At 70.2% G+C, this 25,928-nt stretch carries 21 protein-coding genes and 1 pseudogene; all 22 read right to left on the bottom strand.

All coding sequences use genetic code 11. The annotated features are described in order from the left end of the window. Window positions 1-34: 34 nt before the first annotated feature. The 22 genes and pseudogenes from HWX58_RS07050 to carA all read right to left on the bottom strand — a co-directional run bounded on the left by HWX58_RS07050 (window position 35) and on the right by carA (window position 25,925). Window positions 35-1,501 carry a glutamate synthase subunit beta gene (locus HWX58_RS07050; RefSeq protein WP_175986303.1) on the bottom strand — a complete coding sequence of 489 codons (1,467 nt, stop codon included), beginning with the start codon at window positions 1,499-1,501 and terminating at the stop codon, window positions 35-37. After that, window positions 1,494-6,059: a glutamate synthase large subunit gene (gene gltB, locus HWX58_RS07045; RefSeq protein WP_250646141.1), complete on the bottom strand. Its 4,566-nt coding sequence runs from the start codon at window positions 6,057-6,059 to the stop codon at window positions 1,494-1,496. The genes HWX58_RS07050 and gltB overlap by 8 nt, the downstream gene beginning before the upstream one ends. A gap of 87 nt (window positions 6,060-6,146) precedes the next feature. After that, complete coding sequence (lgt, locus tag HWX58_RS07040; protein ID WP_175986301.1) at window positions 6,147-7,166, bottom strand: prolipoprotein diacylglyceryl transferase; 1,020 nt, start codon at window positions 7,164-7,166, stop codon at window positions 6,147-6,149. Window positions 7,167-7,176: 10 nt separating this feature from the next. Further along, a complete protein-coding gene (gene trpA, locus HWX58_RS07035; protein WP_175986299.1) occupies window positions 7,177-7,980 on the bottom strand; it encodes a tryptophan synthase subunit alpha in 804 nt (267 codons plus the stop codon). After that, the gene (trpB, locus tag HWX58_RS07030) at window positions 7,977-9,197 is read right to left on the bottom strand and encodes a tryptophan synthase subunit beta (RefSeq protein ID WP_175986616.1); all 1,221 of its coding nucleotides are present in this window, start codon (window positions 9,195-9,197) and stop codon (window positions 7,977-7,979) included. The genes trpA and trpB overlap by 4 nt, the downstream gene beginning before the upstream one ends. After that, window positions 9,191-9,985: an indole-3-glycerol phosphate synthase TrpC gene (gene trpC / locus HWX58_RS07025; RefSeq protein ID WP_175986297.1), complete on the bottom strand. Its 795-nt coding sequence runs from the start codon at window positions 9,983-9,985 to the stop codon at window positions 9,191-9,193. Before trpC ends, trpB begins: the two co-directional genes overlap by 7 nt. Further along, complete coding sequence (locus HWX58_RS07020; RefSeq protein ID WP_175986296.1) at window positions 9,985-10,215, bottom strand: HGxxPAAW family protein; 231 nt, start codon at window positions 10,213-10,215, stop codon at window positions 9,985-9,987. Before HWX58_RS07020 ends, trpC begins: the two co-directional genes overlap by 1 nt. A gap of 46 nt (window positions 10,216-10,261) precedes the next feature. After that, the gene (locus HWX58_RS07015) at window positions 10,262-10,867 is read right to left on the bottom strand and encodes a Trp biosynthesis-associated membrane protein (RefSeq protein WP_175986295.1); all 606 of its coding nucleotides are present in this window, start codon (window positions 10,865-10,867) and stop codon (window positions 10,262-10,264) included. Then, window positions 10,864-11,220 carry a phosphoribosyl-AMP cyclohydrolase gene (hisI, locus tag HWX58_RS07010; protein WP_175986294.1) on the bottom strand — a complete coding sequence of 119 codons (357 nt, stop codon included), beginning with the start codon at window positions 11,218-11,220 and terminating at the stop codon, window positions 10,864-10,866. Before hisI ends, HWX58_RS07015 begins: the two co-directional genes overlap by 4 nt. Beyond that, window positions 11,217-11,978, bottom strand: coding sequence for an imidazole glycerol phosphate synthase subunit HisF (gene hisF / locus HWX58_RS07005; protein ID WP_175986293.1), 762 nt, complete (start codon window positions 11,976-11,978; stop codon window positions 11,217-11,219). Before hisF ends, hisI begins: the two co-directional genes overlap by 4 nt. A 14-nt stretch (window positions 11,979-11,992) precedes the next feature. Then, window positions 11,993-12,832 (bottom strand): ATP phosphoribosyltransferase, encoded by an 840-nt coding sequence (gene hisG, locus HWX58_RS07000; protein ID WP_175986292.1) that lies wholly within the window; start codon window positions 12,830-12,832, stop codon window positions 11,993-11,995. 37 nt (window positions 12,833-12,869) lie between these two features. Next, window positions 12,870-13,133, bottom strand: a complete 264-nt coding sequence (locus tag HWX58_RS06995; RefSeq protein WP_175986291.1) for a phosphoribosyl-ATP diphosphatase — start codon at window positions 13,131-13,133, stop codon at window positions 12,870-12,872. After that, entirely contained in the window at window positions 13,130-13,810 is a 681-nt protein-coding gene (gene rpe, locus HWX58_RS06990) for a ribulose-phosphate 3-epimerase (RefSeq protein ID WP_175986290.1), read from the bottom strand. Before rpe ends, HWX58_RS06995 begins: the two co-directional genes overlap by 4 nt. Next, on the bottom strand, window positions 13,807-15,276 hold the full coding sequence (locus HWX58_RS06985) for an RsmB/NOP family class I SAM-dependent RNA methyltransferase (protein ID WP_175986289.1): 1,470 nt from the start codon (window positions 15,274-15,276) through the stop codon (window positions 13,807-13,809). Before HWX58_RS06985 ends, rpe begins: the two co-directional genes overlap by 4 nt. Continuing rightward, window positions 15,273-16,193: a methionyl-tRNA formyltransferase gene (gene fmt, locus HWX58_RS06980; RefSeq protein WP_175986288.1), complete on the bottom strand. Its 921-nt coding sequence runs from the start codon at window positions 16,191-16,193 to the stop codon at window positions 15,273-15,275. The genes HWX58_RS06985 and fmt overlap by 4 nt, the downstream gene beginning before the upstream one ends. 51 nt (window positions 16,194-16,244) lie before the next feature. Next, window positions 16,245-18,183, bottom strand: a pseudogene (locus HWX58_RS06975) (primosomal protein N' family DNA-binding protein). Window positions 18,184-18,226: 43 nt separating this feature from the next. Beyond that, window positions 18,227-19,423: a methionine adenosyltransferase gene (gene metK / locus HWX58_RS06970; protein ID WP_175986287.1), complete on the bottom strand. Its 1,197-nt coding sequence runs from the start codon at window positions 19,421-19,423 to the stop codon at window positions 18,227-18,229. 14 nt (window positions 19,424-19,437) lie between these two features. Further along, entirely contained in the window at window positions 19,438-19,695 is a 258-nt protein-coding gene (gene rpoZ, locus HWX58_RS06965; protein WP_033107065.1) for a DNA-directed RNA polymerase subunit omega, read from the bottom strand. A gap of 66 nt (window positions 19,696-19,761) precedes the next feature. After that, the gene (gene gmk, locus HWX58_RS06960; protein WP_175986286.1) at window positions 19,762-20,667 is read right to left on the bottom strand and encodes a guanylate kinase; all 906 of its coding nucleotides are present in this window, start codon (window positions 20,665-20,667) and stop codon (window positions 19,762-19,764) included. Then, entirely contained in the window at window positions 20,660-21,505 is an 846-nt protein-coding gene (gene pyrF, locus HWX58_RS06955) for an orotidine-5'-phosphate decarboxylase (protein WP_175986285.1), read from the bottom strand. Before pyrF ends, gmk begins: the two co-directional genes overlap by 8 nt. Then, window positions 21,502-24,789, bottom strand: a complete 3,288-nt coding sequence (carB, locus tag HWX58_RS06950; RefSeq protein ID WP_175986284.1) for a carbamoyl-phosphate synthase large subunit — start codon at window positions 24,787-24,789, stop codon at window positions 21,502-21,504. The genes pyrF and carB overlap by 4 nt, the downstream gene beginning before the upstream one ends. Continuing rightward, entirely contained in the window at window positions 24,789-25,925 is a 1,137-nt protein-coding gene (carA, locus tag HWX58_RS06945; protein WP_175986613.1) for a glutamine-hydrolyzing carbamoyl-phosphate synthase small subunit, read from the bottom strand. Before carA ends, carB begins: the two co-directional genes overlap by 1 nt. Between the last annotated feature and the right edge of the window lie 3 nt (window positions 25,926-25,928).

Below are 25,928 nucleotides of genomic sequence, written 5' to 3'. Positions count from 1 at the left end.
GGGGGAATCATGCGGCGACGGTGCCTTCGCCAGCCTACGCGGGCTGCAGACCGATTGCGACATCCGAGGGCGTGACAGGCGAAGGCAGCACGGTGCTGCCCATGAGGTACTCGTCGACGCCGGCTGCGGCGGCACGGCCTTCTGCGATGGCCCACACGATCAGCGACTGACCGCGCCCCGCATCGCCCGCGACGAATACGCCGGGAACGGACGACGCGTAGGCTCCGTCGCGTTCGAACGCACCGCGATCGGTGGTCTCGGGCCGGGTGTCGTCCGTGAACGATGCGGTCTCAGGCCCGGTGAAGCCCATCGCGATGAGCACGAGGTCAGCGGGGATCTCGCGCTCGGTTCCGCTCTTGGGAACACGGCGCCCGTCGACGTACTCGGTCTCCGCCACGCGCAGGGCGCGGACCTCGCCGGCGTCGTTCGAGAGGAACTCGACGGTGGATGCCAGGTACTGGCGCTCTCCGCCCTCCTCGTGCGCGGACTGCACCTCGAACACGGTCGGCATCATCGGCCACGGCTGGTGCTCGGGGCGCTCGGAGCCGGGCTGCTTGCCGATCGCGAGGTTGGTCACGCTCAGCGCGCCCTGGCGGTGGGCGGTGCCGATGCAGTCGGCACCGGTGTCGCCGCCGCCGATGACGATGACGTGCTTGCCCTCGGCCGTGATCTGGTTGGCCACGGCGTCTCCGGCCGCGACCTTGTTCGACTCCACGAGATACTCCATCGCGAAATGCACCCCGTCGAGCTCGCGGCCCGGGACCGACAGATCGCGCGGCACGGTCGCACCGGTGGCGAGCACGACGGCGTCGTAGCGGGCACGGAGGTCTGTCCAGCTGATGTCCTTGCCGATCTCGACGCCGGCGCGGAAGCGCGTGCCCTCCTCCTGCATCTGCCGCAGGCGCGCCTCGACGTGGCGCTTCTCCATCTTGAAGTCCGGGATGCCGTAGCGCAGCAGACCGCCGATGCGGTCATCGCGCTCGAACACGGCGACCGTGTGACCGGCGCGGGTGAGCTGCTGTGCGGCGGCAAGCCCGGCAGGTCCCGATCCGACGACGGCGACGGTCTTGCCCGTCAGGCGCTCCGGGGGGTGCGCCTCGACCCAGCCCTGCGCGAACGCCTCGTCGATGATCGAGACCTCGACCTGCTTGATCGTCACAGCCGGCTGATTGATCCCCAGCACGCACGCGCTCTCGCAGGGTGCGGGGCACAGACGCCCGGTGAACTCCGGGAAGTTGTTCGTGGCGTGCAGGCGCTCGATCGCCGAGCGGTCCGCGCCGCGCCAGGTCAAGTCGTTCCACTCCGGGATGAGGTTGCCCAGGGGGCAGCCCTGATGGCAGAACGGCACGCCGCAGTCCATGCACCGGCCCGCCTGACGGCGCAGTACGTTCTTGTCACCCGGCTCGTAGACCTCTTTCCAGTCCATGATGCGGACGGGCACGGGGCGGCGAGCGGGCAGCTCGCGCTCGGTCACCTTGAGAAAGCCCTTGGGATCAGCCACCGGTCACCTCCAGGATGCGGTTCCAGACGGTCTCGCCGTCCGGGTCGATGCCGGAGGCCTCTGCCTCCTGGCGCATGGTCTGCACGGCCGCGAAGTCGCGCGGCAGCACCTTGACGAACTCGGATGCGACGGTCTCGAAATCGGCCAGCATCCGGGCTGCGAGCGGCGAATCCGTGCGCTCGACGTGCTCGGCGAGCAGGCTTCGCAGCACTTCGAGGTCGGCACGGTCGAGACTCTCGAGGCGCAGCTCTCCGCTGTCGCGGGACTGCTGGTTGACCTTGTCCTCCGACAGTCCGTGCACATAGGCGATCCCGCCCGACATCCCGGCGCCGAAGTTGCGACCTGTCGAACCCAGGATCACCGCCAGCCCGCCGGTCATGTACTCGAGCGCGTGGTCGCCCACGCCCTCGACGACCGCTGTCGCGCCGGAGTTGCGGACGAGGAACCGCTCGCCGACGACGCCCGAGATGAACATCGATCCGGAGGTGGCGCCGTAGCCGATCACGTTGCCTGCGATGACGTTCTCGTGCGGTGCGATGCTCGCGCCGCGGGCCGGCCGCACGACGATGTCGCCGCCGGAGAGGCCCTTGCCGACGTAGTCGTTGGCGTCGCCCTCCAGGCGCAGCATGATGCCGGCGGGGAGGAAGGCGCCGAGCGACTGCCCCGCGGTGCCGTGCAGGATGACGTCGATGGTCTCGCGGGCGAGTCCGCCTGCGCCGAAGCGCGACGTGACCTCGTGTCCGAGCATGGTTCCGACCGCGCGTTCGGTGTTGCGGATCGGCAGCTCGATGACGACGGGAGCCCTGTCTTCCAGCGCATCCTTCGCCATCGCGATGAGCTGCACGTCGAAGTGCTCGTCGAGCTCGTGATCCTGATCGCGGCCGTGGCGACGCGGCTCGGATGCCGGGAAGTCGGGGCCCTCAAGGATCGGGGCGAGGTCGAGGCCGTCGGCCTTCCAGTGCTCGATCGCGGCATCCGCCTCGATGAGGTCGGCGCGGCCGATGATCTCGTCGAGGGAGCGGAAGCCGAGCTCGGAGAGCAGCTCCCTGACCTCTTCAGCGATGAACTCCATGAAGTTCACGACGAACTCGGGCTTGCCGGTGAAGCGCTCGCGCAGGGCGGGGTTCTGCGTCGCGACGCCGACCGGGCAGGTGTCGAGGTGGCAGACCCGCATCATGATGCAGCCGCTGACGACGAGCGGTGCCGTGGCGAAACCGAACTCCTCGGCCCCGAGCAGGGCGCCGATGATGACGTCGCGGCCGGTTTTGAGCTGTCCGTCCACCTGCACGACGACGCGGTCCCGCATGCCGTTGAGCATGAGCGTCTGCTGCGTCTCGGCGAGCCCCAGCTCCCACGGCGTCCCTGCGTGCTTGAGCGAGTTCATCGGGCTCGCGCCGGTGCCGCCGTCGTGGCCGGAGACGAGGATGACGTCGCTGAGCGCCTTCGCGACGCCCGCGGAGACCGCACCGATGCCCGACTGGCTGACGAGCTTGGTGTGGATGCGCGCGTTGGGGTTCGCGCGTTTGAGGTCGAAGATGAGCTGCTTGAGGTCTTCGATCGAGTAGATGTCGTGGTGCGGGGGCGGCGAGATGAGCCCGACGCCGGCCGTCGCGTGGCGCGTGCGCGCCACCCACGGGTACACCTTGGTCGGGGGCAGCTGGCCGCCCTCACCGGGCTTGGCGCCCTGGGCGAGTTTGATCTGGATGTCGTCCGCCTCGGTGAGGTACAGGCTCGTGACGCCGAAGCGGCCCGAGGCCACCTGCTTGATCGAGCTGCGGCGCTCGGGGTCCATGAGGCGGTCGACGTCCTCGCCGCCCTCGCCCGTGTTCGACTTGCCGCCGATGCGGTTCATCGCGATGGCCAGCGTCTCATGCGCTTCGCGCGAGATCGATCCGTAGCTCATCGCGCCCGTCGAGAACCGCTTGACGATCTCGCTGACCGGCTCGACCTCGTCGAGCGGGACGGCGGGGCGGGTGCCGGTGCGCAACGAGAACAGACCGCGCAGGGTCTTCAGCTCGGCTGCCTGATCGTCGACGAGGCGGGTGTACTCGCGGAAGATGTCGTAGCGGCGGGTCCGCGTGGAGTGCTGCAGACGGAACACCGTCTCCGGGTTGAACAGGTGCGGCGAGCCGTCCCGGCGCCACTGGTACTCCCCGCCGGTCCACAGGCGTTCGTGGGCACGGGCAGCGGCATCCTCGGGGTAGGCGTAGTCGTGACGCGCCTGGTTCTCGGCGTAGACGTGCTCGATGCCGATGCCACCGAGCTTGGTCTCGGTGCCGGTGAAGTAGGCGTCGACGAACTCCTGGCTGAGGCCGATCGCCTCGAACACCTGGGCGCCGGCGTAGGACGACACCGTGGAGATGCCCATCTTCGACATGATCTTCAGCACGCCCTTGCCGAGCGCATAGATGAGGTTGCGGACGGCCTTCTCGGGAGTGACACCGGTGATGAACCCGGTGCGCACGAGGTGCTCGACGGTCTCCATCGCCAGGTACGGATTGACGGCCGAGGCACCGTAGCCGATGAGCGTCGCCACGTGGTGGACCTCTCGCACATCGCCGGCCTCGACGAGCAGACCCACCTTCATGCGGTTCTCGCGACGGATCAGGTGGTGGTGGATGGCCGAGACCATGAGCAGCGACGGGATCGGGACGAGGTCCTTGTTCGAGTCGCGGTCGGAGAGGATGATGAACTCCGCTCCGTCCTCGATCGCGGCATCCACCTCTTCGCACATCTCCTCGAGACGCTCCTGCATCGAGTGCGCGCCGGCGTCGAAGTGGTAGAGGCCGTTCACCGTCACGGCCGAACGACCGGGCAGCGCCTTGTCGATGTGGCGGATCTTCGCGAGCTCGTCGTTGTCGATCACCGGGAAGTCGACAGCCACCGTGCGGGTGTGCTCCGGCCCCCAGGCGAGGAGATTGCGCTCCGGGCCGAGCGAGGACCGCAGGCTCGTGACGACCTCTTCGCGGATCGAGTCCAGCGGCGGGTTGGTGACCTGCGCGAACTGCTGCGTGAAGTAGTCGAAGAGCAGCCTCGGCCGCTCGCTGAGTACCGCGATCGGGGTGTCGGAGCCCATGGCGCCCAGCGGCTCGGTGCCGGTCTGACCCATCGGGGTCAGCAGCAGCCGCACCTCCTCCTCGGTGTAGCCGAAGGTGCGCTGACGGCGGGTGATGGATGCCGGCGGGTGCACGATGTGCTCGCGCTCCGGGAGGTCGGCGAGGCGGACCGCACCGTCGTCGAGCCACTCCTGCCACGGGTGCAGGTGCGCCAGCTCGCTCTTGATCTCGTCGTCCTCGACGATGCGGCGCTCGGCGGTGTCGACGAGGAACATCTTGCCCGGCTGCAGGCGCCCGCGGCGCTTGATGCGCTCCGGCTCGAACTCGAGCACACCGGTCTCGGAGCCGATGACGACGAGCCCGTCCGTCGTCTCGGTCCAGCGCCCCGGACGCAGGCCGTTGCGGTCGAGGGTCGCACCGACCAGGGTGCCGTCCGTGAAGATCAGGGCGGCAGGGCCGTCCCACGGCTCCATCTGGTTCGAGTGGTACTCGTAGAAGGCGCGCAGTTCGGGCGACAGGTCGGTCTGCTTCTCGTACGCCTCGGGAACCATCATCATGATGGCGTGGGGCAGGCTGCGCCCGGTGAGCGTCAGGAGCTCGAGCACCTCGTCGAACGAGGCCGAGTCGCTGGCGCCGGGAGTGCAGATGGGCAGGAGCGGGCGGATGTCGCCGAGCAGCTCGGACTCGAGCTGCGACTGACGGGCCCGCATCCAGTTGCGGTTGCCGCCGACGGTGTTGATCTCGCCGTTGTGGGCGAGCATGCGCAGCGGCTGCGCGAGCGGCCAGGACGGGAACGTGTTCGTCGAGTAGCGGGAGTGCACGACGGCGAGCTCGGACGCGAAGCGCTCGTCCTGCAGGTCGGGGTAGAACGGCTCGAGCTGGAGCGTGGTGACCATGCCCTTGTACCCGAGCGTCCGGCTGGACAGCGTGACGAAGTAGGCGCCGAGTTCGTGACCGGCGCGCTTGCGCAGCCGGTAGGCGACGCGGTCGAGCGCGATGCCGGAGAGCCGCTCACCCGCACCGGATGCGACGAAGAGCTGCTCGAACGCGGGGCGGGCCTCGTCGGCGAGCTTGCCGAGATTCTCGTTGGCCGTCGGCACGACGCGCCACCCGAGGACCTCGAGGCCCTCTTCGCGGGCGATCCGCTCGACGCCGGCCTTCTGACTGCGGCGCTCAGAGGCCTGCAGCGGGAGGAACGCGAGCCCGGCGGCGTATTCGCCGGCGTCGGGCAGGTCGAAGGCGGTGACCTCGCGCAGGAATGCGTCCGGCATCTGGGTGAGGATGCCCGCGCCGTCACCGGTGCCGGCGTCGGAGCCGATCGCACCGCGGTGCTCGAGGTTGCGCAACGCCTGAAGCGCGAGCTCGATGATGTCGTGTCCTGCGGTACCCCGCAGGGTGGCGACCATGGCCAGTCCGCAGGCATCTTTCTCGAACGCCGGGTTGTACATGCCCTGCTTCGGAGGGTAGGCGCCGGAGGCACCGTAAGGAGGCTGGAAGTACATCTGTTACCGCCCTCTGGTAATCAGTTGACACCGGGGACGCCGTCGGCCCGCTCGTTCAGTGGATTCCTCACTCGAAGAGTGAGGCGCTTATCGGGAGCTGGCCTCGCTCTGGGGAGCAGTGCTTGTGGCGGTGGCTCCGACGGTGACTTCGGCGGGAGGCTCGCTCACGTCGACGAAGTCATCGAGATCGTTCTGCGATTGTACAACAGCGTCCGCGTCCTTCCGCGCCCGGCCGGGGACGTAAGGGCTCGGCTCGACACCGGGGTGGCGACGGGTCTGGACGATGATGATGACGATGCCGACGACCACACCGACGATCGCAGCCCACACGTTGCTGCGCAGCCCCAGGATGATCTCGCTGGGGTCGATGCGGATCGACTCCCAGAGGATGCGTCCGGCGCTGTACCAGATGAGGTACACGGCGAACTGCTTGCCCCACTGGAGCTTCAGGCGGTGCCCGATCCACAGGATGAACAGCACGCCGAGCGTGTTCCAGATCACCTCGTACAGGAAGGTGGGGTGGAACAGGGTCCCCTCGGCCAGCCCAGGGGGGAACGCGGCGTTGTCGGATTCGATCTCCAGGCCCCACGGCAGGTCGGTGGGCAGACCGAACAGCTCGTGGTTGAACCAGTTGCCGAACCGGCCCATGGCCTGGGCGAGCAGGAGGCCGGGGGCGAGGGCGTCGGCGAAGGTCCAGAACCGGATGCCGGTCCACCGGCAGCCGAGGTAGGCGCCGACCGCGCCGCCGATGAGCGCGCCGAAGATGGCGATGCCGCCCTCCCAGATGGCCCACACCGAGCCGGGCTCGAAGGGGTTCCAGGTGTTCTTGCCCTCGCCGAAGTAGAAGTTCGGGTGCGTCAGCACGTGGAATATGCGCGCTCCGATGATCGCGAGCGGCACGGCCAGGATCGCGATGTCGATGACCACCCACGGCTCGGCACCGCGCTTGGTGAGGCGGTGGTTCGTCATCAGCGTGGCGACGATGATGCCGGCGATGATGCAGAGCGCGTAGAAATGGATGCGCACCGGCCCGAGATCGAAGTAGCTGACGTCGGGGCTCGGGATGCTGGTGAGCACGCCGCTGATGCTGTGAAGCGCGAGGGACATGGTTGCGATTCTAGTTCTCGTGTGAGCGGACTGCGGACGGCGTGCCCGCAGCGAGGTTCCTGGTCACCTCGGCGAGGGCGTCGAGGCCCCCGTCTCCGAGGGCCCTGACCAGGGCGGTGCCGACGATCGCGCCGTCGGCGTAGTCGGTGACGGCGGCGATCTGGTCGGCCGTGGAGATGCCGATCCCGACGCAGGCGTTCTCGGCCCCGTGCTCACGCAGGCGCGCCACGAGAGTGCGCGCGGCCTTGTCGAGCTCCTGCCGCTCACCGGTGATCCCCATGGTCGAGACGGTGTAGACGAATCCGGTCGAGGACTTCACGACGAGATCCAGCCGTTCGTCTGTCGACGAAGGCGCGGCGAGGAAGATCCGGTCCAGGCCCGTGCGCTCGCTCGCGGCGACCCACTCGGCGGCGGCGTCCGGTGTGATGTCGGGGGTGATGAGTCCTGCCCCGCCGGCGGCGAGCAGGTCGTCGGCGTAGCGGTCGACGCCGTACTGCATCACGGGGTTCCAGTACGTCATGACGACGACGGGGACGTCGGTCTCGGCGCTGATCGCCTGCACCGCCGTGAACAGATCGCGCATCCGGAACCCTCCGGCCAGCGCCGCCTGCGTCGCCTGCTGGATGACGGGGCCGTCCATCACGGGGTCGCTGTAGGGCGGGCCGAGCTCGATGATGTCGACGCCGTTCTCGGCCAGGGTGATCGCGGCACGGATGCTGGTCTGCAGGTCGGGGAATCCGACCGGGAGATACCCGACGAACGCGCCGCGCCCATCGGCCTTCGCGCGTGCGATGGCGTCGGCGACGCGGCTCATCGGGCCTCCTCCACGCCTTCGTCGTACAGCTGGAAGTACTTCGCGGCCGTGTCCATGTCCTTGTCGCCCCGGCCGGAGAGGCACACCGCGATCACAGCATCCGGGCCCATCTCGCGGCCCAGGCCCAGCGCGCCGGCGAGGGCGTGCGCGGACTCGATCGCGGGGATGATGCCCTCGGTGCGGCTGAGGAGCCTCAGCGCCTGCATCGCCTCGTCGTCGGTGGCCGGGATGTACTCGGCGCGGCCGATGTCGGCGAGCCAGGAGTGTTCGGGGCCGACGCCCGGGTAGTCGAGTCCCGCCGAGATCGAGTGCGACTCGATCGTCTGGCCGTCCTCGTCCTGCAGCACGTACGTCTTCGCGCCGTGCAGCACGCCGGGCCTGCCGCGTTCGATGGATGCCGCGTGCTTGTCGGTGTCGACGCCGTCACCGGCTGCCTCGACGCCGAAGAGCTTGACATCGGTGTCGTCGAGGAACGCGTCGAACATGCCGATCGCGTTGGAGCCGCCGCCGACGCACGCCACGACCGCATCGGGCAGTCTGCCGATCTCGTCGAGCAACTGCGCGCGGGCTTCTTCGCCGATGATCTTCTGGAAGTCGCGGACCATCGCAGGGAACGGGTGGGGCCCTGCCGCGGTGCCGAAGATGTAGTTGGTGGTCTCGACACTCGCGACCCAGTCGCGGTACGCGTCGTTGATCGCGTCCTTGAGCGTGCGGGCGCCCGTCGTCACGGGGACGACCTCGGCGCCGAGCAGCCGCATGCGGGCGACGTTGAGCGCCTGGCGCTCGGTGTCGACCTCGCCCATGTAGATCGTGCAGTCCATGCCGAACAGCGCGGCTGCTGTTGCCGTGGCCACACCGTGCTGGCCGGCGCCCGTCTCGGCGATCACCCGGGTCTTCCCCAGTCGCCTGGTCAGCAGCGCCTGCCCGAGCACGTTGTTGATCTTGTGGCTGCCGGTGTGGTTGAGGTCCTCGCGCTTGAGGAACACACGCGCTCCCCCGGCGTGCTCGGCGAACCGCGGCACCTCGGTCAGCGCGGACGGACGCCCGGCGTACGAGCCGAGCAGGCCCGCGAGCTCGGCGCGGAATGCCGGATCGGCGACCGCCTGCTCATAGGCGAGGGTCAGTTCGTCGATCGCGGCGATGAGGGATTCGGGCATGTACCGCCCGCCGAACTCGCCGAAGAAGGGACCGGGCTGGTCGCGGAGGCTCGTCACGATGTGCTCCTCTCGTCACCTGCTGCTAGGAAGCTCTGCAGCGTCGCGACGGGGTCGCCCGTCACGAGCGCCTCGCCGATGAGCACGACGTCGGCGCCGGCGGCCCGGTAGTGCGCGACGTCGGCGGGAGCGAGAACGGCCGACTCGGCGACCTTCACGGTTCCGGCGGGGATGCGGTCCACGAGGCGTCCGAACAGGTCGCGGTCGAGCTCGAACGTCGACAGGTTGCGGGCGTTCACGCCGATCAGCGAGGCGCCCAGGTCGATCGCCGTCTCGAGCTCATCGGCGGTGTGCGTCTCGACCAGCGGTGTCATGCCGAGTTCGAGAACGAGGGCGTGCAGCTCTTCGAGCGTCCTGCGCTCGAGTCCCGCGACGATGAGGAGCGCGAGGTCGGCGCCCGCGGCGCGCGCCTCGAGCACCTGGTACGGCGTCGCGATGAAGTCCTTGCGCAGCACGGGCAGCGACACGCGCTCCGTCACCGCTTCGAGGTCGGCGAGGCTGCCGCCGAACCGGCGCTCCTCGGTGAGGACGCTGATGGCGGACGCGCCGCCGGTCTCGTAGAGCGAGGCCTGGTGCGCGGGGTCGGGGATCTCGGCGAGGGCTCCGCGCGACGGGCTCGCGCGCTTGACCTCGGCGATGATCTTGACGCGGGATGCCGGAGCCAGTGCTGCCAGAGCGTCCTGTGCCGCCGGGCGCGCAAGAGCGGCCTTCTCGACCTCGGCGAGCGGACGCAGAACGGCGCGCCGTTCGGCGTCGTCCACCGCGCCGGCCGTGAGGTCGGCGAGGACCATCAGTGACCCTTCGGCGAGTACTTGGGTCCGTTGACGCCGTATCCGGCCTTGGCGAGAATCCAGCCGAGCAGGAGGCCGACGACGATGATGCCGACCGAGACCCACACGAACACGGGCTGTTCGAGGCAGAACGCGACGGTGCCGGCGAAGAAGCCGAACAGCATGACGATCACAGCAGTCCAGGCCGCAGGCGAGTGTCCGTGGCCGGGGTCGGCGATCGGGTTGGTCATGTTCTCCTCCGTGGCGGTCGTGGGTGTTGCGCTCAGTCTATCGGGGTCACCGCGTGGGGTCCGTGCCACGCGACAGGTCGTCCCAGGAATCGATCGCATCGACCGGTCCTTCGTGCTCCGCGTGCGGGGCGCCATCCGTGCGGTACTTGCGTCCGCCGGTGCGCCACCGGTGCGCGGTGGCGACGGCGAATCCGGCGGCGAAGATCAGGATGACCCAGCCGACCAGGGCGATGACCGGCCACGCGGACGGTTCGATCGACGCGATCGTGTCGGCCACGGCGGTGCCGCCAGCAAGACCGGTCGCCTGCGTGACCGTCGGTGCCACCGCGGAGAGCGGGGCGGCCACGAGGATCTCCGCGGTCCACCAGGCGAGCAGCACCCCGGCGGCCAGCGCCAGCACCGCGAGCACATGGCGCAGCACGCGGCCGACGAGCGCGAGCGCCGCGCCCAGGGCGAGGACCGCGAGGCTCAGCGGCGCGAGCAGAGGCATGGCATCGGCGCCGGCCACGACGATCGGGTCACCCGCGTCCGCACGGACCACGGTCAGCCACGTCTGCGTCGACGCGATGATCCCGACGCCTCCCGCGAGCAGCAGTCCCAGGACGCCGATGCTGCGCCCGCGGCGGGCGATGCTCTTCTCCTGCCCGGTCATCCGGTCACGCCGTCCACGGCTTCGAGGTCGGACGCATCGAAGCACGTGCGCGTGCCGGTGTGGCACGCGGGGCCGGTCTGGTCGACGAGCAGCAGGATGGCGTCGCCGTCGCAGTCGAGACGCGCCTCGCGGATGCGCTGGATGTTGCCGGATGTGTCTCCCTTGCGCCAGTACTCCTGGCGGGAGCGCGACCAGTACGTCACGCGCCCGGTCGTCAGCGTGCGGCGCAGCGCCTCGGCATCGACCCACGCGAGCATGAGGACCTCGCGCGTGTCCCACTGCTGCACGATCGCCGGGGCGAGGCCGTCCGCGTTCCACACGACCTGCGCGATCCGCGTCTCGACATCGCTCATCGGACCAGCACCCCCTCCGCACGCATCGCCTGTTTCACGTCGCCGACGGTGAGAGCTCCGGAGTGGAAGACGCTCGCGGCGAGCACAGCATCCGCTCCCGCCTTGATGGCCGGTGCGAAGTCGGAGACCGCCCCTGCTCCGCCGGAGGCGATCACCGGGACGGAGGACACCTCGCGCATGAGCCGGACGAGCTCGAGATCGAAGCCGTCGCGGGTGCCGTCGGCGTCGATCGAGTTCACCAGCAGCTCCCCCGCACCGCGCTCGATCGCCTCGCGCGCCCAATCCAGGGCGTCCAGTGTCGTCTCCGTGCGCCCACCGTGGGTCGTGACGACGAAGCCGGATGCCGTGGTGGGCGCCCGCTTGACATCGAGAGAGAGCACGAGCACCTGCGCCCCGAAGCGGTCGGCGATCTCGCCGATGAGGTCGGGACGTGCGATGGCGGCGGAGTTCACGCCGATCTTGTCGGCGCCGACGCCCTGCAGGCGCGCGACGTCTTCGACGCTGCGGATGCCGCCGCCGACGGTCAGCGGGACGAACACGTTCTCGGCCGTGCGCTGGACGACCTCGTACGTGGTCGAGCGGTCGTCGACCGTCGCGGTGACATCGAGGAATGTGATCTCGTCTGCGCCCTGCTGTGCGTAGAGCGCGGCGAGTTCGACGGGATCGCCCATGTCGCGGAGGTTCTCGAAGTTCACGCCCTTGACGACCCGCCCCGCGGCGACGTCGAGGCACGGGATGACGCGGCTGGTGAGAGTCACGGGAGCCGCCGCCGTCACAGTCTCGCGGCGTGGATGGCCGTGACCAGCAGCGCCCTGGCGCCGATGGCGTACAGATCGTCCATCACCTGGTTGATCCCCTTGCGGGGCAGCATGACGCGCACGGCGACCCACTCCGGGTCCTGCAGCGGCGAGATCGTCGGGGACTCGCGACCCGGTGCGATAGCCGCCGCCTGGTCGACGAGCTTCGCGGGCAGGTCGAAGTCGAGCAGCACGAACCGGCGAGCGACGATCACGCCGCGCAGCCGCCGCAGCAGTCGCTCGGTGCCCTCGGCGTCGCCGGGCCTGCTGATGAGCACGGCCTCGGACTCGATGATGACGGGGCCGAAGATCTCCAGGCCCGCCTGCCGGAGCGTGGTGCCGGTCTCGACGACGTCGGCGATCGCGTCGGCGACGCCGAGCCGCACGGCGGACTCGACCGCGCCGTCGAGCGGCACCAGGGTCGCCTCGACGCCGTTCTCGCGCAGGAACGCGTCGACCAGGCCGGGATAGGCGGACGCGACCCTGACACCTGCGAGATCCTGGATCGTCGAGAAGCGGCCGGCGGGGGCCGCGAAGCGGAACGTCGACTGGGCGAAGCCGAGGGCTTCGATCTCGCGGGCCGGCTGCGGCACGTCGCGCAGCAGGTCTCGGCCCGTGATGCCGACGTCGAGGGCGCCGGATGCCACGTAGGTGGCGATGTCGCGGGGGCGGAGGAAGAAGAACTCGACGTCGTTGGCGGCGTCGACGACGTGCAGGGTCTTGGAGTCGCGGCGGCCGGCGTATCCGGCCTCGGCGAGCATCTCGGCGGCGGTCTCGGCGAGCGAGCCCTTGTTGGGAACAGCGATGCGCAGCATGGGGGGCTTTCAGATCAGAGGAACGAGACGGAGCGCATCAGAGATGTCGGTACACGTCCTCGAGGCTCAGTCCCTTCGCGAGCATGAGGACCTGCAGGTGGTACAGCAGCTGCGAGATCTCCTCGGCTGCCTCGGCATCCGATTCGTACTCGGCCGCCATCCAGACCTCGGCGGCCTCCTCGACGATCTTCTTGCCGATCGTGTGCACACCGGCGTCGAGCTCGGCGACGGTGCCCGATCCCGCAGGACGGGTCTCGGCCTTGACGCTGAGCTCGGCGAACAGCTCGTCGAAAGTCTTCACGATTCCAGGCTAGCGGCTCGCGCGCGCTCCCGGAGCCGGGTGACGGCGGCCTCGATGTCGTCCGCCCCGTACACGGCGGAGCCCGCCACGAACGTGTCGGCGCCCGCCTCGGCGGCCTGCGAGATCGTGGCATCCGAGATGCCGCCGTCGACCTGGAACCAGGTCGACGAACCGCGCCGCCGCGCCTCGTCGACGAGCGCGCGCAGCTTCGGCATCGTCTCGGGCATGAAGCTCTGACCGCCGAACCCGGGCTCCACCGTCATCACGAGCACCTGGTCGAACTCGTCGAGGATCTCGTAGAGGCTCTCCCCCGCCGTGCCGGGCTTGATGGCGACGCCGGCGCGGGCGCCGATCGACCGCAGTCGGCGCGCGAGCGCCACCGGTTCGGCGGCGGCCTCGAGGTGGAACGTGACGCTGGCGGCGCCCAGCTCGGCATAGCCGGGCGCCCAGTGGTCGGGGTCGGTGATCATCAGGTGCACGTCCAGCGGGATGGCGCTGGTGGCCTGCATGCGCTCGACCATCTGCGGGCCGAACGTGAGGTTCGGGACGAAGTGGTTGTCCATGACGTCGACATGAGCGAAATCGGCGGTCGCGATCCGGGCGAGATCGCGCTGCATGTTCACGAAGTCGGCGGACAGGACGCTGGGGTTGATGCGTGGTGCTGACGGAAGGCTCACTGATCTTCTCCCTTCGGGGTGCGCTGCAGGAGCGCGAGGAACATGGCGTCGGTGCCGTGACGGTGCGGCCACAGCTGCACGCGTCCGGTGCCGTCCGAGCCGAGGTCGATCGGGCTGCGGGCGACGGAAGCGAGCACGGCGGCGGCATCCAGTTCGGTCACGTCGTCACGGGTGCGCAGCACCTCGGCGACGACGCCGGTCGTCTCAGCGAGGTGCGGCGAGCACGTGACATAGGCGACGATGCCTCCGGGCGTCACGGCGTCGAGGGCCCCGGCAAGGAGCTCGGTCTGCAGGCCGGTCAGCTCGGCCACATCGGCGGGCGACTTCCGCCACCGGGCCTCGGGGCGCCGGCGCAGGGCTCCGAGGCCGGTGCACGGCGCATCGACGAGGATGCGGTCGAACCGGCTCGGGTTCGCGGCGGTGAGCTCGCGGCCGTCCTGCTCGTGGACGACGACGTCGCCGGGGACGGCCTTCAGGGCGCCCCGGACGAGCCCGGCGCGCGCTGGGACGACCTCGTTGGCCTCGAGGGCCACGCCGTTCTGCTGCGCGATCGCGGCCAGCAGCGCCGTCTTGCCGCCGGGTCCGGCGCACAGGTCGAGCCACCGCTCCCCCGTCTCGATCGGCCGGGCCGCCGCCAGGGCGAGGGCGACGAGCTGCGAGCCCTCGTCCTGCACACGGATCGTGCCACCAGAGGCACTGATGACGGCGTGCGGGTCTCCCCCGGGCGAGGCGAAGGCCGTCGGCGCGTAGGGGCGGCGCGGCTCCCCCGGCTCGGCGAGGCCGGGCAGGGCGACCAGGGTCACCTCGGGAGAGGCGTTGTCCGCATCCAGGAGGTCTTCGAGCTCGCCCGCGCGCCCCTCGGCCGTGAGCGCCCGACGGAGTGCGCGGATGATCCACACCGGGTGGGCTGTGCGCAGGCCGAGGCGCTCGTCGTCGGAGCGCGCACCCGCCTCGATCCGCTCCTGCCACTGACCCGGCGTGTCTCGCGAGATACGCCGGAGCACCGCGTTCGCGAAGCCCGCGGGCCCTCTGCCGACGGCGCCGGCCACGAGGTTCACGGATTCGTTGACGGCCGCGTGGGAGGCGACGCGGGTCGCGAGCAGTTGATGCGCTGCGAGCCGTAGGGCATCGAGCACCGCCGGGTCGATGTCGGAGACCGGTCGTCCCGCAGCCTCCGAGATCACGGCGTCGTAGGTTCCACGACGGCGCAGCGCGCCGTACGTGAGCTCCGTCGCCAGCGCCGCGTCCTGCGGGCTGAGGCCGGCCTCGGCGATCGCGGACGGCAGCAGCAGGTTGGCGTAGGCATCGGAGTCGCTCACGGCCCGCAGGACGTCGTACGCGACGCGCCTGGCCGGCTGCACGCGCCTGGCCGGCTGCACCAGGCGGGGCGGCTGCCCCTGCCGGGTGCGCGAGCCCTGCTCGCCGTCCTGTCGACGACGCGGGCGCCGATCCTGCGGCGCGCTCATGCGCCCGCTCGCACGGCGTCGTCGGCGCGCAGCCCGCGCCACCAGTCCGTTGCGCTCATGGCGGCCTTCCCGGCCGGCTGCACACGCGTCACGGCGAGCGGCCTGGTCGCAGTGCCGATGAGGACGGCATGCTTCGTTGCGGTGATCCGGCCGGGGTCCAGTTCGTCGGCTTCTGCCGCCGGGGCGGCCTCGAGCACCTTCACGCGAAGACCGCCGATGGTCGTGTGCGCGCCGGGTTCGGGGGTGACGCCGCGGAAGCGGGAATACACCGCCTCGAGCGGCAGGTGCCAGTCCAACGCCCCGTCATCGAGCGTGAGCTTCGGCGCGGTCGTCGGTACGCCCTCCTGAGGCACGGCGCGCGCCGTGCCGTCGGCGATGCCGGCCACGACCTCGGCGGTGAGGGCCGCACCGTCTTCGGCGAGCACGTGCAGGGCGACGTCGGCCGTGGCGTCTGCCGGGATATCGACCGTCCGCATCGCGAACACGTCACCGGCGTCCAGCGCGGGGACGAGCTGGAACACGCTGGCGCCGAGCTCGGCGTCGCCGGCGATGAGCGCGCGCTGCACCGGAGCCGCGCCCCGCCACTGCGGCAGGAGTGAGAAGTGCAGGTTGATCCAGCCGTGCGCCGGAGTCTGGAGCAGCGGTTCGCGCACCAGCCCGCCGTAGGCGACGATCACGCCGAGCTCGGGGCGCAGAGCGGCGATCCGTGAGGTGACGTCATCGTCGAGACGCGCGGCCTTGATGACGGGCAGGCCCAGGTCGTCTGCGACCTGGGCGACCGGCGACGGCGTGAGCACGCGCTTGCGGCCGAGCGGCGCATCGGGGCGCGTGATAACGGCCGCGATGTCGTGGGAGCCGGCGAGGGCGCGCAGGGTGGGAATGGCGGCCGCCGGTGTGCCGGCGAAGACGAGTCGCATGAAGGTGCTCCGGAAGGATGGGTTCTCACGTGGGGTGGATCGCCACGGCGATCACAGCTCGGGATCGAGCATATCGAGGCGCACCGAGAGCGGCACGCGGTTGCTCTGACCGCGTCCGCGTCGTCGCTTGACCGCCTCCGCGACGACGGCGGCGCGCAGCGTCGTCGCCACGGACGGGCCCGCGGCGTACTCGAACCTCACGAGGGCGCGTACGCGGCCGTCCTCGCCCTCGACGGGCACGGGACCGAGCACGGCATCGGTCGGCAGGTGCAATCTGCGCAGATCCTCGAGTGCGCGCGCCACGGATGCCGGTACGCCTTCGACGAGGGCGACGCGGGTCGCGGGCGGCAGGTGCAGGGGTGCTCTGCTCTCGAGCTCGGAACGCGCGTACGCCGGTTGCGTCCACGTCGCCAGAGCCCGTCCGACGGGTCCGTCGACGCCGACGAGGTGGATCGGGGCCCCGGGAGCTGCGAGGGCGGCCGCATTCGACCACCACCGCAGGCAGGATTCGCCGATCCGCAGGTCGGGCGCCTGCAGCATGCGCGAGCCGTCCAGCAGCAGCACAGCCCGGTATCCGCCCGCGGCGATCGGCTCCGCCCCGCGGGTGGCGATGACGAGGGCGGGCTTGTCGGAGACGTGCTCCACGGGGTGCGCGCCATCGGCGACGATCACGCGTACGCCGGGGAACGCCCGGCCGAGCTCATCGGCGGTGCGCTCGCTGCCGGATGCCGCGAGGCGCAGCTGCGTGGAGGAGCAGGACGGGCAATGCCAGGCGAGCCCCGCGCGGCCGCACCACCCGCACACCGGCACCGCGCCGCGATGCGCCGCCCCCAGCGGGCCGCCGCAATGGGCGCCGGGCCGGTGCCCGGCAGTCCGCGCACACCAGCGTCGGTGCGAAGCCGGGACGCGCGACCTGAACGAGGACAGGTCCCTCCGCGATCGCGGCTCGAGCCGCGGTGAAAGCGCCGGAGTGCACGCGCTGAGCCGGCTGCTCCATCTCCTGCGGGCTGCTCAGCACGATGCGCGGCGTCACCCGCCGCTCGGCGCGGACATCGGCGAGCCAGCCGCGCTGCACGAGGCGCTCGACATCGCTCGTGCGCGTGTGGCCGGCGAACAGCAGCGCCGATCCCTCCTGCTCCTGGCGGACGAGCACGGCGTCCCGCGCGTGCACGTACGGGGCGAGCGGTTCGCTGTAGAGCGGGTCGCCGTCGTCCCAGACGGCGACGAGTCCGGCATGCACCGGCGCGTACACGGCGGACCGGTTGCCGACGACGATGCACGGTGCGTCCTCGAGCGTGCGCAGGAACCCCCGGTAGCGCTCGGGATTGGTCTGCCGGGAGTCATGGCGGACGATCGCGTCTTCGGGGACGAAGTCCGAAAGCGACGTCAGCAGCCGGTCGAGGTCGCGGTGATCGGGTACCGCGAGGATGACGGATGCGCCGGATGCCAGCACCGCGGATGCCGCGGCCGAGAGCAGGCGGGCCCACGGCAGCGCGTCGCCTGTGACCCCGGGTACAGCCTCGACCGCACCGCGGCCGCGTTCGTCGAGCAGCGCCGCGAGTCCGGCGTACTCGGCGAGGACCGCATCCGCCCGCTCGCGTGCCTCATCGGACGGCGTCCCGGCGACGGCATCCGCCTTCCACGCCTTCTCGACGCGGACCTGACGCTTGGGGATGACCAGGCGCAGAACGTCGGATGCCGAACCGGCCGCGCGATCCGCGACGCGGCGCGCCAGCCGGTACAGGCGCTCGGGGAGCACGGGAACCGGTGAGACCACGCTCTCGACGGTGGACAGCGCGCGTTCGGTGTCGCTCTCGGTGTCCAGTTCGACGACGAACGCGTCGACCATGCGGCCGGCTGTGCGCAGCGGCACGCGGACGCGGGCACCGATGGGCACCTCGCCGAGCTCGTCCAGGAGGACGTAGTCGAACAGGCGATCGAGCTGCGGCAGCGGCGAGTCGAGCAGCACCCGCGCGATTCGCCGGCTCACCGCAGCCCCTGGTGCCGGTGCGTGCGCTCCCCGCGCGCGAGCATTACAGCCCCGCGGCGCGGCGCAGGTCGGAGGCTCTGTCCGTGCGCTCCCAGGTGAACTCGGGCAGTTCGCGGCCGAAGTGACCGTACGCGGCCGTCTGACGGTAGATCGGACGCAGCAGATCGAGCTCTTCGATGATCGCCTGCGGCCGCAGGTCGAAGACTTCGCGGATCGCATTCGTGATCACCTCGTCCGACACCTTGCCGGTGCCGAACGTCTCGACGTAGAGTCCGACGGGCCGCGCGACGCCGATGGCGTAGGCGACCTGCACCTCGAGCCGGTCGGCGAGACCTGCGGCCACCGCGTTCTTGGCCACCCAGCGCATGGCGTAGGCGCCGGAGCGGTCGACCTTCGACGGGTCCTTGCCGCTGAACGCGCCGCCGCCGTGACGGGCGGCTCCCCCGTAGGTGTCGATGATGATCTTGCGGCCCGTGAGACCGGCGTCCCCCTTCGGGCCGCCCGTGACGAAGGGCCCGGCGGGGTTGATGAAGTAGCGGTCGGACGACGGCATCTCGAGTCCGGTGTTCTCGAGCACAGGATCGATCACGAGTCGCCGGACCTGCTCCTTGAGCTCGTCCTGCGAGATGTCGGGGTGGTGCTGCGTCGAGAGCACGACTGCGTCGATCGTCTTCGGCGTGAAGCCCTCGTAGCCGAGTGTGACCTGGGTTTTGCCGTCGGGGCGCAGGAACCCGAGCTCACCGGAGCGACGCACCTCGGTGAGACGCTCGGCGATGCGGTGCGCCGTGTGACCGGCCATCGGCATGAGCTCGGGCGTCTCGACCGTCGCGAAGCCGAACATGATGCCCTGGTCGCCGGCACCGAGGCCATCCAGGGCGTCGCTGGACGATCCGTCTCGGTGCTCCTGTGCGAGGTCGACGCCGTGCGCGATGTCGCTGGACTGCTCCCCCACCGAGACGCTCACGCCGCACGAGTCGCCGTCGAAGCCGGTCTCGCTGGAGGTGTAGCCGATGCCGCTCACGACCTCGCGGACGATGGTCGGGATGTCGACGTACGCCTCGGTGCGGATCTCGCCCGCGACGTGCACGAGCCCGGTGGTGACGAGCGTCTCCACCGCGACGCGCGACGCCGGGTCCTTGGCGATCAGTCCGTCGAGGATGCTGTCCGAGATCTGGTCGCAGATCTTGTCGGGGTGCCCCTCGGTGACGGATTCAGACGTGAAAAGGCGCAGCGCGCTCATCGAGGAGGGCGCCTTCACTCAGCGTGGCGAAGGCGCAGCTTGTCCTCGTTGATCTCGTGCAGCGCGATGGTCAGCGGCTTGTCCTCGACGGACGAGTCGACGAGCGGGCCCACGTTGTCGAACAGGTTGCCCTCGTGGAGGTCTGCGTAGTAGTCGTTGATCTGGCGCGCGCGCTTGGACGCGTAGATGACCAGCTCGTACTTCGACTCGACGCGGTCGAGCAGGTTGTCGATGGGCGGGTCGATGATGCCCTTGGTGTGGTGTCCGGCCATGGTGGGACCTCCAGATCAGGCGACGGGTTCGTCGCGAAAGTCGAATCGGCGGGCGCGCGAGAGGGATCAGCGCGCTGGTGCCTCAGACAATTCTACGACCTCGCGCGCGGCGGCGGCGACATCCTCGTTCACGATGCGGTAATCGAACTCGCTCTGAGCGGCCAGTTCGACCTTCGCCGTGCGCAGGCGACGGGCGCGCTCCTCCTCGTTCTCCGTGCCCCGGCCGACGAGTCGGTGCACCAGTTCGTCCCAGGTCGGCGGCAGGAGGAAGATCAGCGTCGCCGAGGGTTCCGCGGCGCGCACCTGGCGCGCCCCCTGCAGATCGATCTCGAGGAGCACCGTCCGGCCCTCGGCGAGGGCGGCGTCGATCGGTGCACGCGGCGTGCCGTAGCGCGACTTGTTGTGCACGACGGCGTACTCCAGGAGCTCGCCTTCCGCGATGAGCCGGTCGAACTCGGCGTCGTCGACGAAGTAGTAGTGCACGCCGTCGATCTCGCCGGGGCGCGGTGCGCGGGTCGTCGCCGACACCGACAGGTGGATCTCGGGGTGATTCTCGCGGATGTGCGCGGCGACTGTGGCCTTGCCCACGGCCGTGGGTCCGGCCAGAACGAGCAGCCGGCTGCGCCCCGTGCGCGGCTCCGGTGGGGGGAAACGCTCGTCCAGCCAGTGCATGAGGCTGGCTCGCTGGCGCACGCCGAGCCCGCCCAGTCGCTTCACCGGCGAGATGTCGAGCTCCGCGAGGATCCGGTCGCGCTTGCCGACGCCGATCGCCGGGAGGGCGAGGAGGAAGTCGGTCACCCGCATGGAGCCGGCGACGGAGTCCGCATCGGCGAAGGCCAGCTCGGCGACCGTCTGCGGCGTCGTGACCCGCATGCCGAGGTCGCGCTTGAGGGATGCTCGGGCCTGACGGCGTTCGACCGCCCTGCGCGCGGCAGCCGCGCGGTCGACCTCGGGGACGCTGCGCTCAGGCATCGGCCCTCCTGCGGTACTCGTCGACGCGGGCGTCGATCGCTGCGGCGATGCCCGTGGGCCCCGCCTGGAGGATGCTGCGGCTCTCGGATGCGATGACCAGCGGTGCGCTCGTGCCGAAGCGTGAGACGAGGTCGTCGGGTCCCGCGCCCTGCGCGCCGAATCCCGGTGCCAGGATCGGGGCCGGAGGCGTGAACGGCGACAGACCCGCGTGCGCCCAGTCGACGGTGGCGCCGATGACGAGGCCGAGGCTCGCCCACTCCCCCTCGGCCGTAGTGCCCGCGTTGCGTGCGCTGACCTCGGCCACGACGGCGGCGGAGATCGTGTTGCCGGACTCGGAACGGGCGCGCTGTACCGTGCCGGCATCCGGGTTGCTCGTCGCGGCGAGGACGAATGCGCCCTTTCCGTGCTCCTCCGCCAGCGCGAACGTGCTCTCCAGTGCGCCGACGCCAAGATACGGGTTGACCGTCACGGCGTCCGCTTCGAGCGGCGAACCGCGCGTCAGCCAGGCCTCGGCGTACGCGTCCATCGTGGTGCCGATGTCGCCGCGCTTGGCGTCCGCGATCACGAGGAGTCCGGCATCCCGTGCCTCCCGCAGAACGTCCTCGAGGGCGGCGAAGCCGGCCGATCCGAAGCGCTCGAAGAACGACACCTGCGGCTTGACGACGCCGACGCGGTCGGCCGCGGCATCCACCGCGCGCAGTCCGAACTCGCGCGCGCCGGCGGCGGTGTCGCCGACGCCCCACGCCGACAGGAGTGCCGCATGCGGGTCGATGCCGACGCACAGCGGACCGCGCGCGGCCAGCGCCGCACGGGTCCGCTCTCCGAAGCTCGCTGTCACAGCGCCGCCTGACGGTCGAGCGCGTACTCCTGCAGGCTCCTGACCTCGAAGCCCTCATCGGCGGCATCCATTCCGCTCACGGCGGCGCCGAGCACCGCCATGGTCGTGAACAGGGCCTTGTCGGCCGCGACGGCCGCGGCGCGGATCTCGTAGCCGTCGGCGCGTGCAGCACCGCCGGAGGGCGTGTTCACCACGATGTCGATCCGGCCGTCGTTGATGAGGTCGACGATGTTCTCGCCGCCCGACGACTGCGTCTCGCTGAACTTCGAGACGACCGTCACAGGGATGCCGTTGCGGGAGAGGATCTCGGCCGTGCCCTCGGTCGCCACCAGCGTGAAGCCGAGCTGCTGCAGGCGGTGCGCCGGCAGGATCACGGCGCGCTTGTCGGCATCGGCGACCGAGATGAACACGGTGCCCGAGGTCGGCATGCCGCCGTAGGCCGCGGCCTGGCTCTTCGCGAACGCTGTCGGGAAGTCCTTGTCGATGCCCATGACCTCGCCGGTCGAGCGCATCTCAGGACCGAGGACCGAGTCGACGATCTTGCCGTCCTTGGTGCGGAACCGCTTGAACGGCAGCACGGCCTCCTTGACGGAAACGGGCGCGTCCATCGGCACCCGCGATCCGTCGGCGGCGGGGAGCAGCCCCTCGGACTTGAGCTCGGCGATCGTGGCGCCGGCCATGATGCGGCTGGCGGCCTTCGCCATCGGGATGCCCAGGGCCTTCGAGACGAACGGCACCGTGCGACTGGCGCGCGGGTTGGCCTCGATCACGTAGAGCACGCCGGCGCTGATCGCGAACTGCACGTTCAGCAGGCCCCGCACGCCCACGCCCTCGGCGATCGCCAGGGTCGCCTCGCGGACCCGGTCGACGTCGCTGCGGCCGAGCGAGACCGGCGGCAGGGTGCAGCTGGAGTCGCCGGAGTGGATGCCGGCCTCCTCGAGATGCTCCATGACGCCGCCGATGTACAGCTCGGTGCCGTCGTACAGCGCATCGACGTCCAGCTCGATCGCGTCATCGAGGAAGCGGTCGACGAGCAGCGGCGTGCCAGGACCGACGATGACCTCGCCGGCGGTGCGCACGAAGTAGTCGCGCAGGCTCGGGGTGTCGTAGACGATCTCCATGCCGCGCCCGCCGAGGACGAAGCTCGGGCGGACGAGCACCGGGTACCCGATGTCCTCCGCGATCGCGACGGCGCCCTCGACATCGATCGCCGTGCCGTGTCGGGGTGCCACGAGGCCGGCCGAGGCGAGCAGCTGCGAGAACAGCTCGCGCTCCTCGGCGATGTCGATGGCTGCCGGGCTCGTGCCGAGCACCGTGTAGCCGGCCGCCTCGATGCCCTTGGCGAGTCCGAGCGGGGTCTGACCGCCCAGCTGGCAGACGACGCCGAGGATGGTTCCGCTGGCGGCCTCCGCGTCGAGCACCTCGAGCACGTCCTCGAGCGTCAGCGGCTCGAAGTACAGGCGGTCAGAGGTGTCGTAGTCGGTGGACACCGTCTCGGGGTTGCAGTTGACCATGACGGTCTCGTACCCGGCATCCGACAGTGCGAACGACGCGTGCACGCACGAGTAGTCGAACTCGACGCCCTGCCCGATGCGGTTGGGGCCCGAGCCGATGATGACGACCTTGGTGCGCTCTGACGGCGACACCTCGGTCTCGAAGTCGTAGCTCGAGTAGTGGTACGGGGTCAGCGCCGGAAACTCGCCCGCGCACGTGTCCACCGTCTTGTAGACCGGGCGGATGCCCAGCGCGTGCCGGACGCCGCGGATCTCCGCCTCGTCCTCGCCCCGGAGCTGCGCGATCTGCGCGTCGGAGAAGCCGTGCTCCTTGGCGTAGCGCAGCACGTCGGCGCTGAGTTCCTCGGCGGCGCGGACCGTCTCTGCGACCTCGTTGATCAGCACGATCTGGTCGAGGAACCACGGGTCGATCGCCGTGGCCTCGAAGGCCTGCTCGATCGTCGCGCCCTTGCGCAGCGCCTGCTGCAGCGTGACGATGCGGCCGTCTGTCGGGGTCTTCGAGATCTCGAGCAGCTCGTCGACGCTCCGGGTCTCCTCGCCCCAGTGGAAGCTCGAACCGCGCTTCTCGAGCGAGCGGAGCGCCTTCTGCAGCGCGGTGGCGTAGTTGCGGCCGATCGCCATGGCTTCGCCGACGGACTTCATGGTGGTCGTGAGCGTGGCATCCGCCGCGGGGAACTTCTCGAAGGCGAAGCGGGGCACCTTGACCACGACGTAGTCGAGGGTCGGCTCGAAGCTCGCCGGCGTCACGCCCGTGATGTCGTTCGGGATCTCGTCGAGACGGTAGCCGAGTGCGAGCTTGGCGGCGAGCTTGGCGATCGGGAAGCCGGTGGCCTTCGACGCCAGCGCCGAGGACCGAGAGACGCGCGGGTTCATCTCGATGACGATGATGCGACCGTTCTCGGGGTTGACTGCGAACTGGATGTTGCATCCGCCGGTGTCCACGCCGACGGCGCGGATGATGTCGATGCCGATGTCGCGCATCTTCTGGTACTCGCGGTCGGTCAGCGTGAGCGCCGGTGCGACCGTGATCGAGTCGCCGGTGTGCACGCCGACGGGGTCCACGTTCTCGATGGAGCAGACGACGACCGTGTTGTCGGCCGTGTCGCGCATGAGCTCGAGCTCGTACTCCTTCCACCCGAGGATCGACTCCTCGAGCAGCACCTCGTTCGTCGGCGAGTCGTGGAGGCCAGCGCCGCCGATGCGACGGAGGTCCTCCTCGTCGTAGGCGAAGCCGGATCCGAGCCCGCCCATGGTGAAGCTCGGGCGGACGACGAGCGGGTAGCCGAGCTTCTCGGCGCCCGCGAGCAGCTCGTCCATGCTGTGGCAGATGACGGATGCCGCGACATCCGCTCCCGCTTCGAGGACGAGCTCCTTGAAGATCTGGCGGTCCTCGCCCTTCTCGATCGCCTCGACCTTCGCGCCGATGAGCTCGACGTCGTACTTGGCGAGGATGCCCTGCTTGTCGAGGGCCATCGCCGCGTTCAGCGCGGTCTGACCGCCCAGGGTCGGCAGGATCGCGTCGGGCTTCTCCTTGGCGATGATCGTCTCGATGACCTCGGGGGTGATCGGCTCGATGTAGGTCGCGTCGGCGAAGCCCGGGTCGGTCATGATCGTGGCCGGGTTGGAGTTGACGAGGATGACGCGAACGCCCTCCTCGCGGAGCACACGGCACGCCTGGGTGCCGGAGTAGTCGAACTCGCAGGCCTGACCGATGACGATCGGGCCCGACCCGATGACGAGGACGGAGTTGATGTCGTCGCGCTTCGGCATTACTTGGTGTCTCCCTGCTGTGCGACGACCATGTCCTTGAACCGGTCGAAGAGGTAGTTTGCGTCGTGGGGTCCGGCGGCGGCTTCGGGGTGGTACTGCACCGAGAAGGCCGGGATGTCGAGGGCGCGAAGTCCCTCGACGACGTTGTCGTTGAGGCCCACGTGGCTGACCTCGACCTTGCCGTATCCGTTGGGGCTGTCGAACGCGCCTTCCAGCGGCGCGTCGACGGCGAAGCCGTGGTTGTGAGCCGTGATCTCGACCTTGCCCGTGCTCTTGTCGAGCACGGGCTGGTTGATGCCGCGGTGACCGAACGGCAGCTTGTAGGTGCCAAGGCCCAGGGCGCGCCCGAGCAGCTGGTTGCCGAAGCAGATGCCGAAGAACGGCAGCCCCTCGTCGAGGACGGCGCGCAGGAGCGCGACGTGGTCGCCGGACGCCGCCGGGTCGCCGGGGCCGTTCGAGTAGAACACCGCGACAGGGTCGACCGCCCGGATGTCGTCGATCGTCGACGTCTGCGGCAGGACGTGCACATCGAACCCGCGAGCGGCGAGGTTGTCGATCGTGGCCTGCTTGACGCCGAGGTCGAGGACGGCGAGGTTGCCGATGCGCTCCCCGATCGCCGTGGTGATGGTCGCGACGTCGACCGACACCTGCGAGGAGAGGTTCTGCCCTGCCATCTGCGGCGCCTCGACGACCTGCCGCAGCTGCTCCTCGGGGTCGAGGTCTGCATCGGTGCCCGAGAAGATGCCACCGCGCATGGAGCCCGCGGAGCGGATATGCCTGGTGACCGCGCGGGTGTCGATGCCGCTGATGCCGACGATGCCGTCGCGGACGAGGGCCTCGTCGAGCGATGCGTTGGCCCGCCAGTTCGACACGACCCGCGAAGGGTCGCGGACGATGTAGCCGGCCACCCAGATGCGTCGGGACTCAGGGTCCTCGTCGTTCATGCCGGTGTTGCCGATGTGCGGCGCGGTCTGCAGCAGGATCTGGCCGGCGTAGGACGGGTCGGTGATCGTCTCCTGGTAGCCGGACATGCCGGTGGCGAAGACGACTTCGCCGAGCGTGGTCCCCTCGGCGCCGTACGCGCGGCCGGTGTGACGGGTGCCGTCTTCGAGGACGAGGACGGCCGGGGCCGGCATCCG

Origin of the sequence: Microbacterium tenebrionis (genome assembly GCF_903645325.1) — a bacterium.
GTDB lineage: Bacteria > Actinomycetota > Actinomycetes > Actinomycetales > Microbacteriaceae > Microbacterium > Microbacterium tenebrionis.
Note: the sequence above shows the minus strand (reverse complement) of the source record. Positions and strands in the feature narration are given on the sequence as shown.